Annotated in this window: 14 protein-coding genes and 1 pseudogene; 5 read left to right on the forward strand and 10 right to left on the reverse strand. The window is 64.1% G+C overall.

Going from position 1 to position 13904, the window contains the following annotated elements; genetic code table 11:
* Positions 1 to 41 precede the first annotated feature (41 nt).
* A complete protein-coding gene (locus HSEST_RS02775; protein ID WP_229122048.1) occupies positions 42 to 536 on the reverse strand; it encodes a metallophosphoesterase family protein in 495 nt (164 codons plus the stop codon).
* 72 nt (positions 537 to 608) lie between these two features.
* Here HSEST_RS02775 and HSEST_RS02780 point away from each other — a divergent pair, with 72 nt between their 5' ends.
* Positions 609 to 1847, forward strand: a complete 1239-nt coding sequence (locus HSEST_RS02780; protein WP_229122049.1) for an NUDIX domain-containing protein — start codon at positions 609 to 611, stop codon at positions 1845 to 1847.
* 6 nt (positions 1848 to 1853) lie between these two features.
* Here HSEST_RS02780 and HSEST_RS02785 read toward each other — a convergent pair whose 3' ends face one another.
* The 5 genes and pseudogenes from HSEST_RS02785 to HSEST_RS02800 form a co-directional block, all read right to left on the reverse strand.
* Entirely contained in the window at positions 1854 to 2657 is an 804-nt protein-coding gene (locus HSEST_RS02785; RefSeq protein WP_229122050.1) for a MarR family transcriptional regulator, read from the reverse strand.
* A 153-nt stretch (positions 2658 to 2810) separates the two neighbouring features.
* Positions 2811 to 3188 carry a NifB/NifX family molybdenum-iron cluster-binding protein gene (locus HSEST_RS14630; RefSeq protein WP_418886537.1) on the reverse strand — a complete coding sequence of 126 codons (378 nt, stop codon included), beginning with the start codon at positions 3186 to 3188 and terminating at the stop codon, positions 2811 to 2813.
* A 209-nt stretch (positions 3189 to 3397) separates the two neighbouring features.
* Positions 3398 to 3880: pseudogene (locus HSEST_RS14635) on the reverse strand (ABC transporter ATP-binding protein); the annotation flags it as partial.
* The gene (locus tag HSEST_RS02795; RefSeq protein ID WP_229122052.1) at positions 3877 to 4971 is read right to left on the reverse strand and encodes a FecCD family ABC transporter permease; all 1095 of its coding nucleotides are present in this window, start codon (positions 4969 to 4971) and stop codon (positions 3877 to 3879) included. The gene HSEST_RS02795 and the pseudogene HSEST_RS14635, both read right to left, overlap by 4 nt.
* Positions 4964 to 6061: an ABC transporter substrate-binding protein gene (locus tag HSEST_RS02800; protein ID WP_229122053.1), complete on the reverse strand. Its 1098-nt coding sequence runs from the start codon at positions 6059 to 6061 to the stop codon at positions 4964 to 4966. Before HSEST_RS02800 ends, HSEST_RS02795 begins: the two co-directional genes overlap by 8 nt.
* 149 nt (positions 6062 to 6210) lie before the next feature.
* On the opposite strand from HSEST_RS02800, the gene HSEST_RS02805 reads away from it, so the two are divergent.
* Both HSEST_RS02805 and HSEST_RS02810 read left to right on the forward strand, forming a co-directional pair.
* Positions 6211 to 7449: an MBL fold metallo-hydrolase gene (locus HSEST_RS02805; RefSeq protein WP_229122054.1), complete on the forward strand. Its 1239-nt coding sequence runs from the start codon at positions 6211 to 6213 to the stop codon at positions 7447 to 7449.
* Between the two features lie 60 nt (positions 7450 to 7509).
* On the forward strand, positions 7510 to 8109 hold the full coding sequence (locus HSEST_RS02810) for a methyltransferase family protein (RefSeq protein WP_229122055.1): 600 nt from the start codon (positions 7510 to 7512) through the stop codon (positions 8107 to 8109).
* Here the strand turns inward: HSEST_RS02810 and HSEST_RS02815 are convergent, their stop codons facing one another.
* Together HSEST_RS02815 and HSEST_RS02820 are read right to left on the reverse strand one after the other, a co-directional pair.
* On the reverse strand, positions 8110 to 8316 hold the full coding sequence (locus HSEST_RS02815) for a YgaP family membrane protein (protein WP_229122056.1): 207 nt from the start codon (positions 8314 to 8316) through the stop codon (positions 8110 to 8112).
* A gap of 140 nt (positions 8317 to 8456) precedes the next feature.
* Positions 8457 to 9164 (reverse strand): type 1 glutamine amidotransferase, encoded by a 708-nt coding sequence (locus HSEST_RS02820; protein WP_229122057.1) that lies wholly within the window; start codon positions 9162 to 9164, stop codon positions 8457 to 8459.
* A 212-nt stretch (positions 9165 to 9376) separates the two neighbouring features.
* Between HSEST_RS02820 and HSEST_RS02825 the strand changes: the two genes are divergently transcribed.
* A complete protein-coding gene (locus HSEST_RS02825) occupies positions 9377 to 10477 on the forward strand; it encodes a glutamate-cysteine ligase family protein (RefSeq protein ID WP_229122058.1) in 1101 nt (366 codons plus the stop codon).
* A 302-nt stretch (positions 10478 to 10779) separates the two neighbouring features.
* Here the strand turns inward: HSEST_RS02825 and HSEST_RS02830 are convergent, their stop codons facing one another.
* The gene (locus HSEST_RS02830; protein WP_229122059.1) at positions 10780 to 11433 is read right to left on the reverse strand and encodes an HAD family hydrolase; all 654 of its coding nucleotides are present in this window, start codon (positions 11431 to 11433) and stop codon (positions 10780 to 10782) included.
* Between the two features lie 149 nt (positions 11434 to 11582).
* Here HSEST_RS02830 and HSEST_RS02835 point away from each other — a divergent pair, with 149 nt between their 5' ends.
* Entirely contained in the window at positions 11583 to 12914 is a 1332-nt protein-coding gene (locus tag HSEST_RS02835) for a cytochrome P450 (protein WP_229122060.1), read from the forward strand.
* Here the strand turns inward: HSEST_RS02835 and HSEST_RS02840 are convergent, their stop codons facing one another.
* Positions 12915 to 13748 (reverse strand): TrmB family transcriptional regulator, encoded by an 834-nt coding sequence (locus HSEST_RS02840; RefSeq protein WP_229122061.1) that lies wholly within the window; start codon positions 13746 to 13748, stop codon positions 12915 to 12917.
* Between the last annotated feature and the right edge of the window lie 156 nt (positions 13749 to 13904).

Consider the following 13904-nt stretch of genomic DNA (forward strand, 5'->3'; position numbering starts at 1 on the left):
GGGGCTCCCGTTCCTGTGTCCCATCGCCGGCCGGACCGCCGTCACTCCCGTCGTACCGTCACGGCCAGTTCGCCGTCGCCGACCTCGGCGGTCAGCATCGTCGCCTCCTGGGCTGGCGCCGCACCGGTGACACTGCCGGGGTTGAGCAGGCGGACGCCGTCGACGGTCGCGTCCAGCAGTTCGTGGGTGTGTCCCGAAACGCCGACGACTGGGCCGTCGACGTCCTGATCGCGGACGATCCGGGCGACGCGGTCTTCGTAGTCGCGGCGACTCCCCGTGCCGTGGGTCACGACGAACGTGACGCCGCCGAGCCGGACGGTCTGGACGTCCGGCAGGTCCAGTCCGCGTGGGTCCATATTCCCCCCGACGGCCGTGAGCCGAGAGGCGAATTCGCGCACGTCCGCCAGCGCTTTCGTCGAGTCGAAATCGCCCGCGTGGATGACGTAGTCGGCCTCGCTGATACGCCGGCGCGCCCAGGCCGGGATCGAGTGCGCTCGTGAGGGGATGTGGGTATCGCTGATGATCGCGACGTTCATAGCCAGGGGTAGACGAGCACGGCCCAAAAGCGCAGCGTCGGCGTTTTGCCGGCCCGCCACGAACGACCGAACATGGACGAACGCGAGGTCGTTACGTGCTTCCTGCGCAACGAGGGGCGGGTCCTGCTCGCCCGCCGCAGCGACGACGCCGGATCCTATCCGGGCCAGTGGGGAGCGATCACCGGCTATCTCACGCCGGAGCGTGGTGCGCCCCCGGACGACCCCGAGACGGCCGCCCGCCGGGAGATCTGCGAGGAGACCGGCCTCGAAGACGTGGCGCTCGTCCGGCAGGGCGAGCCGTTCGCGGTCGAGGACGCCGACCGAGGGACGCGCTGGCGCGTCCATCCGTTCCTGTTCGAGACGGAGACCCGCGGGATCGACCCGAACTGGGAACTCCCGGAGTACGAGTGGATCCACGCGACTGCGATCCGGCGGCGCGAGACAGTGCCCGACCTGTGGCGGTCCTACGACCGCGTTCGACCGACGGTCGGGACCGTCGCAGCCGACGGCGAACACGGGTCGGCCTGGATCTCGCTGCGGGCACTCGAAGTCCTGCGTGACGAGGCCGCACTGGCAGCGGACTTCGAGACCGTCGCCGCCGTGGCCCGGGAGTTACTCGCGGCGCGGCCGTCGATGGCGGTCGTCGAGACCCGGATCAACCGCGTCATGAGTGCAGCTGGCGTCGCCCCTGGGGATGTCGAAGCCGCGGCTCGCGAGGAGATCGCGAGCGCTGTCGAGGCCGATCGGGTGGCCGCGGCCGTCGCCGCGGACCGGATCGAGGGCGCGCGGGTCTGTACCCTCTCGCGATCCGGGACGGTGCAGACGGCACTGGAGCGTGCCGACCCCGACGCTGTACTGATCGCGGAATCCCGGCCCGGCGGAGAGGGGATCGATGTCGCGGAGTCGCTGGCCGGTGACTTCGAGGTGACGCTGACGAGCGATGCCGCGCTGGCCGGCCGACTCGCCGAGTTCGATGCCGACGCGGTGGTCGTCGGTGCCGACACGATCCTGCCGGACGGCCGCGTCCTGAACAAAGTGGGAACGCACGGACTCGCGCTGGCGGCGGCCGCCCACGATCTGCCGTGTTACGCAGTCGCCGCCGCGGACAAGATCACACCCGACACCGAGGTCGACGTCGAACAGGCACCGACGACGCTGTACGAGGGCGACGCCGACGTTGTGGTCGCGAACCCGCTGTTCGAGACGACGCCGCCCGATCGCTGGACTGGGATCTGTACCGACGAGGGGATGCTCGATGCCGACGACGTGAGCGATATCGCCGCCCGACACCGGTCACATCGACAGTGGTGACTCGACTCACACCCCGGCGTCGAGCACTTCGTAGCTGATCCCGTTCTCGCGCAACTGATCGGTGTGACGCGACAGTTCGGTCGTCGTCGCCACGAGCAACACGTCCAACCCTTTGGTCGCGGCTTCCGTGACGGCGTCGGCCGTCCCGAACCGGATGTCCGGAGTGCGGCCCGCGCTGCGGGCCGCGGCCAGCGCTTCGGTGCCGGCGGTCGCTATCAGATCGTGACCGTCCGCCTCGCCGCCGATGCGCTCCGGATCGACCGCTTCGGAGCCGCCGTTGCGGATGTGCGGGACCGCGACGACCGTCACCGTTCCGAGGTCGTACTCGAGGACGCCCTCGAAGTTCGTGACGCCGACGTCCTCGCCGGCCGCCGCGTCGGTCACTGCGACTGCCGTCGCGCCGCCGGTCTCGCCGGCTTCGGCGTGTAACACCCCGTCTTGCATCGCCAGCGTGACGGTTTTTCCCTCCCCGAGGTCCGTCGCGGCGATCGCCGTCTCGATTTCCACCTGACCGATAACGTCCTCGGAGACGTGATCGAGGAAGTCTCGCAGCGAGGTGGTCTGGGAGATCAACCAGTCGACGCCTTCCTTGGTCACCTCGTAGCGCCCGCGACCGTGTTTCTCGACGTAGCCGTCCTCGACCAGTTCCTGCAGATAATCGCTGACGGCCTGTGCCGTGACCCCGATCTCGTCGGCGATCTCCTGCTGGCTGACCGCCGGCTGGCGCTCCGCGATCCCGACCAGGATCTGATATCGCGTCGCGGTGCGCTTGCTCTCCAAGACCCCTGTATCTTCCTCAAGCGCGTCCATATCACTCTTTCTGGACGCCCTGCGCATGTATCTTTGCCACGAGTTCGCCTCGAGTTGTACTTCGCGACCGCTCACTGGCAAATATGACAAGCTAGCTTTGTGCAGGTACGTCATCGACCCGCAATATCGGTGTGGGTCAGAACGTTGCGTCGATCAGTGGCCGTGATCGTGGTCGTGTCCGTGATCGTGATCGTGTCCGTGATCGTGATCGTGTCCGTGATCGTGATCGCCGCTGCAGTTGTCTCCGCCCGGGAGCGCTTCGTCGAGTTCGTCGGCCTGGAACTGTTCGACTGCGTCTTCGACAGTCCCGGAGGCGCCGCGATAGACGTCGATCTCCATCGCGTCGAACCGTTCGACGGCCTTTTGCCCCAGGTTACCACAGACGAGCACGTCAGCCCCCGTCGATGCGATGATCTCGGGCGGGGACTGCCTGCCGCCGTGGTGTTTCCCGTCGTTTTCGTGTACTTCCAGCGTTCCGACTTCGGTGTCGTACACTGTGAAGTTCGGTGCGCGACCGAAGTGTGCGGACACGTCCGCGTCGAAGCGACCGTCAACACGTCCGGGCCGCCAACGTCGTATATCTCCCCGTCCGCGAGCAGCGCGACCCGATCGCAGTACCGCGCCGCGAGATTCAGATCGTGCATCGCGACGACGCCCGCCACCTCGCTCTCCCGAACGTGGTCGACGATCAGGTCCATCACGTCAAGCTGGTGTTTCAGGTCGAGCGCGCTCGTCGGCTCGTCGAGCAGTAACACGGACGGATCGCCCACGAGCGCGCGCCCGAGCCGGACTTTCTGGCGCTGGCCGCCGCTGAGATCCGCGACGTTTCGGGTCGTAAACGCCGTGAGATCGAGTCGATCGATCATCGTCTCGACCGCCGCCCGGTCCTCGGGACTGGGTGACCAGCCGCCCTGTGGCCGACGACCCTGCAGGATCGTCTCGAAGACTGTCGCCGGGAACGCGCTCTGTTCGTCCTGAGGGACGTAGCCGATGCGCCTCGCGAGTTCCGTGCGGCTCAATTCCTCGACCCGGTCGCCGCCAACCGAGACTGTTCCCCCGTCGGGTTCGTGGATCCGATTGAGTGACTGTAACAGTGTCGATTTGCCCGACCCGTTCGGGCCGAGTAACCCGAGTAAATCGCCGGATTCGGCGGTCAGATCCACGCCTTCGAGTACCGGTTCGTCGCCGTATGCGAACGCGAGGTCGTCGATCTCGAGTGTCACCAGTATTCCCTCCCGTTGATGACGAGGTAGATGAAAAGCGGCGCGCCCAGAAACGAGGTGAGGATCCCGACGGGCAAGACGATGGGCGCCAGGACGGTCCGTGCGAGCGTGTCGGCCGCGACAAGGAGCCCACCACCGACGACCGCCGTGATCGGCAGCAGGTGTCGTTCGGTGCCACCGATGAGCAGCCGGACGATATGCGGTGCGACCAGTCCGACGAACCCGATAATCCCGACAAAGGAGATGACGATTGCGGTCAGCAGCGAGGCGACGGCCATCCCCCGGATCCGCAGCGACTCGACGGGGACGCCCAGGCTCTTGGCGGTCGCCGTCCCCGCGTCCATCACGTCGTAGCTCCAGGCGTTGGACAGGAAATACGCCAGCCCGGCCAGGACGACGAGCCCCATAAACGCGACGTGTGGCCACCCGGCACGGCCGACGTCGCCGAACGTCCAGTAGACGATGGCCGCGACTTCGGTGTCGCTTGCGAAGTACTGCAGCAAGGTCATCCCGGCGGTGAACAGCGACCCGACCGCGACCCCGGTGAGAATCAGCGTCTCGGGGGTGGCCTGACGATAGGTCACAAGTAGCAAGATCAACACCGTCGAGACCATCGCCGCCAGAAAGGCCGCGATCGTCGTGAGATACGGCCCGATCGACCCGAACTCGGCGGCCGCACTACCGAAGCCAAAGACGACCGCCACGGCCGCGCCGAACGCTGCAGCCTGGGAGATACCCAGTGTGTAGGGTGCGCCAAGCGGGTTCCGGAGGACGGTCTGCATCGCCGCGCCGGCGACCGCGAGTCCGGCTCCGGCGACGATCGCACCGAGGACCCGCGGCACACGGAGGTTCCAGACGATCGTCCGCTGGGTCGCCGTCCCGCCACCGAAAAGCGCAGCGACGAGATCACCCAGTGGCACGTCCACGGACCCGATCGCGATTCCGATCAGCGACACGGCCAGGAGGGCGAGTGTCGATCCCCCTGCGACGGCGTAGGTGCGCCGAGTGGTCCGTTTGCGACGCTGTCGGACCGACTTGCTGCCCTGAGCACGGTGGCCTGTATTCTCCTGTTCGCCTGTCGCCCTAGCCATCGAGATCATCGAGGCGTCTGTGCGCCTCGTATGTGTCACGCAGGTCGTCGTACAGCGGTGCCCCGAGCATCGTCTCGAAGATCGAATCGATCGTCGTAGAGAGGTCACTGTCGCTGAAACGGTCGGGATACAGCGTTACGCCGACGAAGTAGGCGTTCGCGAGGATCGACCCGTAGTTGTGGTGATAGCTCGCGTGTGGGAGGAGTGTGTATACCTTGCTCTCGGAGACGGCAGTCAATCCGTCGAGGGTCTCGCTATCTAGGTCCAAACGGGCGCGATCGCGGTTGTTCGAGTCGACGAAGATCACGTCGGGATCCCATTCGAGGAGTCGCTCCTCGCTGATCTGTACCGACGGCGAGTCGGTCCCGACACCGCCTGCGACGTTGTCCACGCCGGCGTACGCGAACGGCGAGAATCGCTTTCGCGTGGTCGCCAGTCCGTGTGCACCTTTGTAACTTACTGCCCCCGCGTAGGCCTCGACTCGGTTCGCGTCCGGGATATCGGCCGTTCGCTCGTGGAGATCTTCGATCGTCCCCTCGACGAACGTCTCCAGTTCGTCGGCCCGACCGTCGAGTCCGAGCACGTCACCGACCAGCCGCCAGGTCTCGTAGATCCCCGTGCGGGTCGTCTCACCGCCAAGATCCGTAATCTGCAAGGAGACGACGGGTGTGGTCGTCTGGGACTGCAGCGTCTCGGCCCGTGAGTCGTCGCCATAAAAGAAGATCACGTCGGGATCGACCGACAGGATTTCCTCGGCGTTACCGCCGGCATTGGGGCCCGCAGAGCCGATGACGGGTTTGTCTCGAAGGTCCGGATTGGCCATATTGTACGGCACCGTTCGTATCCAGTCGCGTTCGCCGTCTTCGACGCCGACGACGCGATCAGTCGCGCCGAGATACGCTACCTGTCGCAGGGCTCCGGGACCGACCGCCACGACACGGTCGACGTCCTCGGGTAGTGAGACCTCCCGTCCCGCATCGTCGGTGACCGTCCGCTCGCCCCCGGCGGAGTCGCCCACCACTGAACAGCCCGCCAGCGTCGCCGCCGTCCCCGTGCCTATTGCCCGCAGCAGTGTGCGACGGTCGTACATACTCGTTGTCGCCGCTACCGAACGCCGAAATAATACTTTTTCGCCAATTCGTAATACTCGGGAACAGCTGCGGCAGAACAACGACGGGAACGAGGTCGCTATTTCTCTATCGCCATCGTCAAGCGCGCCGGGTCCATCATTCTGGTACGATGGATATCCAGTTTCTCGGTGGTGCCGGCGAGATCGGTCGGAGTGCGATCCTCGTCAACGACTCGCTGTTGCTGGATTACGGTATGCAGTCATCCACGCCACCGCAGTATCCGGTCGGGGACGTCGACCCCGATGCGGTCGTCGTCAGCCACGGCCACCTCGATCACGTTGGGGCGCTGCCCTCGCTGTTGAGCGGTGACGCGCGTCCGCCGGTCCACTGGACGCCACCCACCCGAGAACTCGCGCTGACGCTCGCCCGGGACACGCTCAAACTCCACGGCAACACCCCGCAGTGTCCGTTCACCGAGACGGACGTCCAGCGACTCACGCAGGTCTCCGAGACCCACGGCTACCGGGAGTCTTTCGAGACTGGCGGTCACGAAGTGACCTTCTTCGATGCCGGTCACATCCCCGGATCGGCGCACGTGCTCGTTGACGACGGCGAGACGCGATTGCTCTATACGGGTGATTTCCACACTGACGACCAGCGACTCGTCGCCGGTACGACCGCGCGTCCCGAGGCCGACGTCGTCGTCTGTGAGAGCACCTACTCCGATGTCGAACACGAAGACAGAGAGGCTGTCGAGAAGCGATTCGTCGAGAGTCTGCGGACGACGCTGTGGGAGGGTGGTACCGTCGTCGTGCCGGCGTTCGCGATCGGTCGAACCCAGGAGATGCTTCTGCTCTGTGAAGCCAACGACATCCCCTGTTACGTTGATGGAATGGGCACGGACGTGACCGAGATGCTGCGCCGATACCCCGCCTTCGTGCGAGATCCGGACGCGCTGCAACGCGCGAAATCCCACGCCCGGATCGTCGACGGTCGCGACGGTCAGCGGCGACGGATCGCCGAACAGAACACTGTGATTGTCACGACCAGCGGGATGCTCTCGGGCGGGCCCGCGATGACGTATATCCCGGAGATCGCCGACCGGCCGACGAACAAGATCACCCTGGCCGGCTACCAGGTCGAGGGCACGCCGGGCCGGGACCTGCTGGAGACCGGCAGCGCGGAGATTGACGGCCGCCGGATGCCCGTCGCTGCACAGGTCGAAGCCTACGATTTCTCGGCCCACGCCGATCGAGAGGGACTACTGGACTTTCTTGAGGGGTATCGGGACGCCGAGATTCTCGTCAACCACGGCGATCGGTGTAGCGAGTTCGCGGCCGAACTCCGTGCGGACGGCTACGACGCGAGCGCCCCCTCGCTCGGTGAGACGGGGCGGACCCGTGAGTAGTCTCTCTAATGGTATTTCACCAAACCTACAATACAAGTGGCTGGAATCCTCACGACGACTATGAGCACGACACTACTCGCGGTCGGGCTGGCCGGCGGAGCGGCACAGATCGGCCTGACCGGCTGGGCGGCGATCGACGGTAGCCGGCGCCCGTGGCCACCCGATCAAATATCGGGGCAGTTCGGCCTGTACTGGTTGCTCGTGATGGCTATGGCGGGCTCGTTCTTCGGACTGATTGGGACGACTGCGGGCAGTCTCTATCCCGTCGGGATCGTGTCTGTCGCTGGCGGCGGGGCGTTTCTGCTGGGTGCCGCGTTGAACGTGTTGACCGCTGATGAGTTCGACGGCCCGGAAGAGATACTGGGACTCGAGTGGCGCCATCACGCTTCGGGGCCGTTTCAGTTCTCCCGGAATCCCGAGGTGCTTGGCCACGTCGGTGCGGTCGCCGGTCTCGCCGTCGCGACCGGTTCCTGGCAGGCGATGGTCGTCGCAGGAGCAATCGTCGGCTGGTTCACGCTCAAACCGCTCGCCGAGGAGCCGGTGTTGGCGGATCGGTACGGCGAGCAATACGAACGGTACCGGACACAGGTGAACCGATACGTCGATTGGACGGGGCTCTCCGGAGCGTTTGGCTCGTGTCAGAACGACTGTCCAGAGTGACTACTCGCCGTTGCGAGTATCCACGCCGGCGAGTTTGTAGGCGGGACAGCGACCCGTCGCACCGGTCGCGACCATTATGCCACCAGTGCCAGTTGCGACAGCACCTTTGACCGGGGATTTCGGACCCATCAGGACGCCTGCGCCGACGAGTGCGGACCCGGCTGCGATGCGAGCGGTACGATCCGTCCGACCGACATTGCGTTTCATCCACCAGCCATAGCGACTGGAGCAAGTAATACATTGGGAGCTGTACAAGACCAGCGGTACTTGCGAAGTAATCCCCGTCGGCAGTCCGCCCGAGTTGTGGGCGGTCGAAACTGCCACGACCGTTGTAGCCCGTTTTGGCGTCACAGCCGGTCGACGGCCGTCCGCTTGTCCTGTACGCGTTCGACGAACGAAAGGAAATTGTCGAACAGCCGAGTCGCCTTCTGGGCGGACTGATAGTTCCGTTCGGTGATTCCCGCGAGGACTGTCTCGATGGTTTCGTCGTCGAGTTCGTCTTTGCCGGTCGTGACCGACCTGGCGGTCTGCATGTCGTACTCCGGGTGAAACTGCACGCTGAAAACGCGGTCCTTCCGAAAACCGTGGATACCGTAATCATTCCGTGCGAACACTTCGGCACCGGGTGGAGCAGTCCTGACCCGGTCGGAGTGGGTAGTGAAAACCGTGAAGTCCTCGCCGATGCCGTCGAGCAGGAGGTTGTCACGGATCTGATGGACCGTGCGATACCCGATCTCGTACTCGCCCATCGGTTCGACCTGCCCGCCGGTCACGTCCGCTAGCAACTGATGGCCATAACAGACACCCAGAAACGGCAGCCCCGCCTGCACGGCGTCGCCGACCCACTCTTTCAGCCGGCCGATCCACGGCTCGTCCCAGTACACGGACGCCTTCGACCCTGTCACCACACAGCCGTCGAACTCGAAGCTATCGGGAAGGTCACCCGACGGAGCGTGGAACTCGACGAGATCCGCATCGAGCTCACGCCGGAAGTTCCGTCGTGTGTCGGCAGCCTCGTGTGCCGCGTTCAACAGGGCGATCTGTGGCGGTTGCATACTGGACGTATATAGCCGAATACGGAAATATTCTCTCTTTAAATCATATATCTCTCAGATTCAGAACTCATATACATAACTATTGGTCGCAAATATTGCGTATCTCAATATCTTTTCATCCTCCCTCTGCAGATTTTCGTGTGAGTGAATACCAACCAAACTCGTGCCGACCGACTGATCGGTCGGCATACGTGGACGACCGACCGACAGCAATGAGCCAGACAGTCAGACGGTCCATTGAGGTCGAGTACTGGGTCACCGACGAAGCGGGGCAGCTCGTATCGCCCGGCGAACTCACAGCGGCCGCACAGGGAGTCGAGCGGGAGTTCGTCGAACCGCTGCTGGAGATCAAAACGCCACCGTGCGAGACAACGGAAGAGCTTCAAACGGAACTGTTCGACCGTCTCGGAGCCGTCCTCGGACGCGCCGAGGAACTTGGGAAGCGACTCGTGCCGCTCGCGACCCCGGTCAACGCCGGGGAGATTCAGGAGCTTCCCGAGGAACGGACTCGGATTCAAAACGAGGTCGTCGGTGACCAGTTTCGATACGTGCGACACTGCGCGGGGACGCATATCCACTTCGAACAACAACCGGGACAGGTGGTCGACCAGTTGAACGGCCTGATCGCGCTCGATCCGGCCCTGGCCCTGGTCAATTCCTCACCGTACTTTCAGGGGCAGCGCCTGGCAACTGGTGCCCGGTCGAAACTGTATCGCTGGATGGCCTACGAGGACCTGTCCAAGCAGGGACGGCTATGGCGGTACCTCGAAGACGAAGCCGACTGGACGCGCCGACTCGATCGCCGCTACCAGGAGTTCCTGGCCGCGGCGACGGAGGCGGGTGTCGATCGGCAGGCCGTCAGTGCTGATTTTGATCCCGAGAGCGCGGTCTGGACGCCGGTGCAGATCCGGAACGAATTCGGGACGGTCGAATGGCGCTCGCCTGACACAGCGCTCCCGAGTCACGTTCTGCAGTTGGCCGACGGGCTCGCCACTGTCGTCCAGCGGCTCGTCCAGACAGACGTCCGTATCGGTGGCAATCGCGGGGAAGTCACTGAGTCTGCAGTCCTGTTGCCCGAATTTGACGCTGTCCTCGAATACGTCGAGGCCGCGATCCGGGACGGACTGCGGTCCAAGGCAGTACGCTCGTATCTCGACCGGATGGGTCTGGATGTCGCGTCCTACGAACCGACTGCAACCCGCATCGATGAGGGTGGAGCTATCGATCCGCACGCAGCCCGCCAGCTGCGACTGGAATACGCGGACCGACTTGAACGCGAAGTGCACCAGCGTTCACCAGCGGTCGCAGATTGATCAGCCACATCCAAGTGGATCGGTTTGTCCGAGCACGGAATACCGGCCGTCGACTTGGACGGCCCGTCGTAGGGACCTTATTGGATCTAGTGTTCACATACTGTCTACCACCAGCTTAGGGTCAGATACAAATACAACGATTGGGAAGAGAAAACCGTACTATGAGTTCGAACGTAGAATCGAATTCCGATATTAGTGTAGAATCTTCAATTGAAGCTGACGAAAAGACTGGTTCTTCAACGAAAATACTCTGTTTCTGGTCGAAAACTGACCCGGACTGGAACGCTGACTGACTGCCTCGGTCACACGAGGTCCGGCAGCGCGTCCAGCGATTCGATATGGTGGGTGGGTTCGGACTCCCCGTCGGGGACGTTTCCGTCCCGGGCCAGCAGCGCGCTATCGATTCCAGCGCGGTCGGCGGCTGCGATGTCCGTGCGCCGGTCGCCGACGAACAGCGCTTCGCCGGCGTCGAGACGGTCGAGCATCCATCGGAGCAAGTGGGCGTCGGGCTTGCGCTTGCCGAACTCCGTCAGCGTCGGATACCGACCGCGGACGGCGTTCAGTGGCCAGTCGAAGTACTCGGCGGCAAACCGAACGGTTCCCTGGCGGTTGTTGCTGACGATGGCAAGTGGATGGTCGTCGGCGAGATCCGCGAGCACGGTGGTATCGTCGAACGGAACGCGATCACCCGCGGCGATCCGTTCGTTCTCGATCGTCGTCGCGGCCCGCTCCCGGTAGGCCCAGACCGATGTGGCTGGCAGCGAGAGATCGTCACAGGTCGTTCGAACTTCCGAGATATCGTCGGGATCGACCAGTCCCGGCGGCGGCTCTCCTTCGTAGTCGATCCCGAAATCCGCGAGCGTCGCGGCGGCCGCCTGGCGGTATACCTCCCGGTCGGTGTGGTATCCGGTCAGCAGCACGCCGTCCATGTCGAACAGGATCGTTTCGTATGTCACAGACTCACTCCGGACGAGGAGGATAAATCAATTCCGCCCACGGTACTGACTGCACGGTCGGCGGTCGATGTCTGCGGCCGCACGACGAGAAACATCCGGTACTCGCCGGTGTGCGGGGACTTATCACGGTCGACCCCTTTCGGAGAGTGATGCGCCCGACCCCGCCACAACCCAAAGGGGAGCCACTGTTCGGCAACGCCAGGCAGTACGCTGACGATCCGTTTCGGTTTCTGACGGCTTGTGAGCGTTCGTACGGTGACGTCGTCAGCCTGGATCTCGGCCCGCTGGAGACGTATCTGCTCACCGACCCCGACGAAATCCAGCGGGTGCTCGTCGCTGACGCAGACAGTTACGTCAAGCCCGATTTTCAGGACGACGCAATCGGCGATCTCCTCGGTGAGGGGCTGCTGTTGAGCGAAGGCGATACCTGGCAGCGCCAGCGCGACCTCGCCAACCCCGCGTTTGCGATGGCGCGGCTGGGTCAGTTCACCGATACTATCGCCGGTCACGCAGAAGCGATGGTCAACGAGTGGCGCGATGGAGACAGCCGCGACATCGAACTGGAGATGACACAGGTGACTTTGGATGTCATCTGTGATCTGATGCTGGACGTCGAGTTGACCGACAGCCAGCGCGAAACCATCCGGGAGAACCTCGGGCCGATCGGCGCGCGGTTCGAACCCGATCCGATCAGGTTTATCACGCCCGACTGGGTGCCGACGCCGGACAACCGGGAGTACCAGGCGGCCATAGACGAGCTGGACCGGGTCGTCTCGGAGATTGTCGCCGAGCGTCGCGGGACTGAGGGTCACGAGGATGACGAGGACCCACCGATGGACGTACTGTCGATTCTGCTGCGAGCGCAGAACCGCGGCGAACAGACCTCCAAGCAGCTGCGTGACGAGGTCGTGACGATGCTGTTGGCCGGCCACGACACGACAGCACTGACGCTGACCTACAGTTGGTATCTGCTGGCGAACCACCCGGAGGTCGAGCGGGCAGTCCAGGCCGAGGCCGATGCCGTCGAAGGGCCGGTCACCTTCGAGGCTGTCCGGGAGTTGGACCTGATTGAACGCGTGATCCAGGAATCGATGCGGCTGTATCCACCTGTCTACGTAATCTTTCGCCAGCCGACGCGAGACGTCGAACTCGGCGGCTACCGTGTCCCGAAAGGGGCGTCAGTTATGCTGCCACAGTGGGCAGTTCATCGGTCGCCCGATTTCTGGGACGAACCCGACCAGTTCGATCCCGACCGCTGGCTTGACCAGGGTGATCGGCCTCGATTCGCGTATTTCCCGTTCGGGGGCGGGCCACGCCACTGTATCGGCAAACACCTCGCGATGCTGGAAGCCCAGGTCATCCTGGCGACCGTCGCCCGTGAGTTCAGCCTCGACACCGACCGAGAGGGGGAACTCGATCTCCTCCCGTCACTGACTGCCCACCCGCGTGGCGGGATGCCGATGACGCTCCGACGACGGTAGTTAGACACTTGCCGAACCGTCGGCACTGGACGGGTCGACTGCGCGTGCGAGCAGGGGCCGCAGCATCTTCACCAGGGGTGCGCGCTCGCTGTCGGTCCAGACCGCACGATGGTTGCTCACGCCGGGCAACGACGAGGCCGCGTCCGCGCTGACGAGCATCGACTCGCCGTCGACCATTAACACTGCACTGACCGCGCCGGGCCGGACGGGATACTCTTCCCACCAGGTCCAGGTCTCGACGACCCGGCTGGTCGCGGCGGTTTCGGCTATCCGGTCGCGGATCGGCTCCCCCGGGGAGCCGACGGTGACCGCGACGCCGCGCTCGGCCGCCGCGTCGATCGCGTCCAGGAGTTCGTCGGTGAGTAACTCCTCGACGGCCAGCGCGAGCAGTACCTCGTCGTCCGCTGCGGAGACGAGTTCACGTAGTCGCTCGCTGACTTCCGTCGATCCCTCCATGACCCAGACGTCGACGCTCTCGTCGTCCCGAGTGGGGGATTCGAGACGGGGAAACAACTCCCGCAGACGGTCGAGATGGCGGGTGTACTGTCGTTCGAGCGTCGCGACCGCTTCGTCCGGATCGGACGCGCGAAAGCGCCGCGGCGTCGACTGCTGGATGTCGACTAGCCCGCGGTCGCTCAGCGTCTCCATACAGTCGTAGACGCGTGCCTGGGGGATGTCGGCGACGTCCGCGATCTCCTTGGCCGTGCCGGTGGCGATCCGGGACAGCGCGACGAAACTCTTCGCCTCGTATTCGGTAAATTCGAACCGTTGAAGCAATCCGACCGATTCCTCGACGACCGCGTCGATCCCGTCCGCTGTGTTCGGTCCTGACATTGTTGTCTCCCCGGTGGTCTGCGCGCCTTTCGGCAGGGATCGGTAAAATCGCTTTGATGTTTCTACTATCTTCGAAACGGACTTCTAGATCCATAGACCGCCACTAACCGCCTGATTACGCCGATCGCGGTGTATGACATCTCCACTGTGTGTCGA

The sequence above is a fragment of the Halapricum desulfuricans genome, from assembly GCF_017094465.1.
Lineage (GTDB): Archaea > Halobacteriota > Halobacteria > Halobacteriales > Haloarculaceae > Halapricum.

Coding starts and splice junctions, on each gene's coding strand:
- HSEST_RS02775 (WP_229122048.1), bottom strand. CDS start 536: ATGAACGTCGCGATCATCAGCGATACCCACATCCCCTCACGAGCGCAC.
- HSEST_RS02780 (WP_229122049.1), top strand. CDS start 609: ATGGACGAACGCGAGGTCGTTACGTGCTTCCTGCGCAACGAGGGGCGG.
- HSEST_RS02785 (WP_229122050.1), bottom strand. CDS start 2,657: ATGGACGCGCTTGAGGAAGATACAGGGGTCTTGGAGAGCAAGCGCACC.
- HSEST_RS02795 (WP_229122052.1), bottom strand. CDS start 4,971: ATGGCTAGGGCGACAGGCGAACAGGAGAATACAGGCCACCGTGCTCAG.
- HSEST_RS02800 (WP_229122053.1), bottom strand. CDS start 6,061: ATGTACGACCGTCGCACACTGCTGCGGGCAATAGGCACGGGGACGGCG.
- HSEST_RS02805 (WP_229122054.1), top strand. CDS start 6,211: ATGGATATCCAGTTTCTCGGTGGTGCCGGCGAGATCGGTCGGAGTGCG.
- HSEST_RS02810 (WP_229122055.1), top strand. CDS start 7,510: ATGAGCACGACACTACTCGCGGTCGGGCTGGCCGGCGGAGCGGCACAG.
- HSEST_RS02815 (WP_229122056.1), bottom strand. CDS start 8,316: ATGAAACGCAATGTCGGTCGGACGGATCGTACCGCTCGCATCGCAGCC.
- HSEST_RS02820 (WP_229122057.1), bottom strand. CDS start 9,164: ATGCAACCGCCACAGATCGCCCTGTTGAACGCGGCACACGAGGCTGCC.
- HSEST_RS02825 (WP_229122058.1), top strand. CDS start 9,377: ATGAGCCAGACAGTCAGACGGTCCATTGAGGTCGAGTACTGGGTCACC.
- HSEST_RS02835 (WP_229122060.1), top strand. CDS start 11,583: ATGCGCCCGACCCCGCCACAACCCAAAGGGGAGCCACTGTTCGGCAAC.
- HSEST_RS02840 (WP_229122061.1), bottom strand. CDS start 13,748: ATGTCAGGACCGAACACAGCGGACGGGATCGACGCGGTCGTCGAGGAA.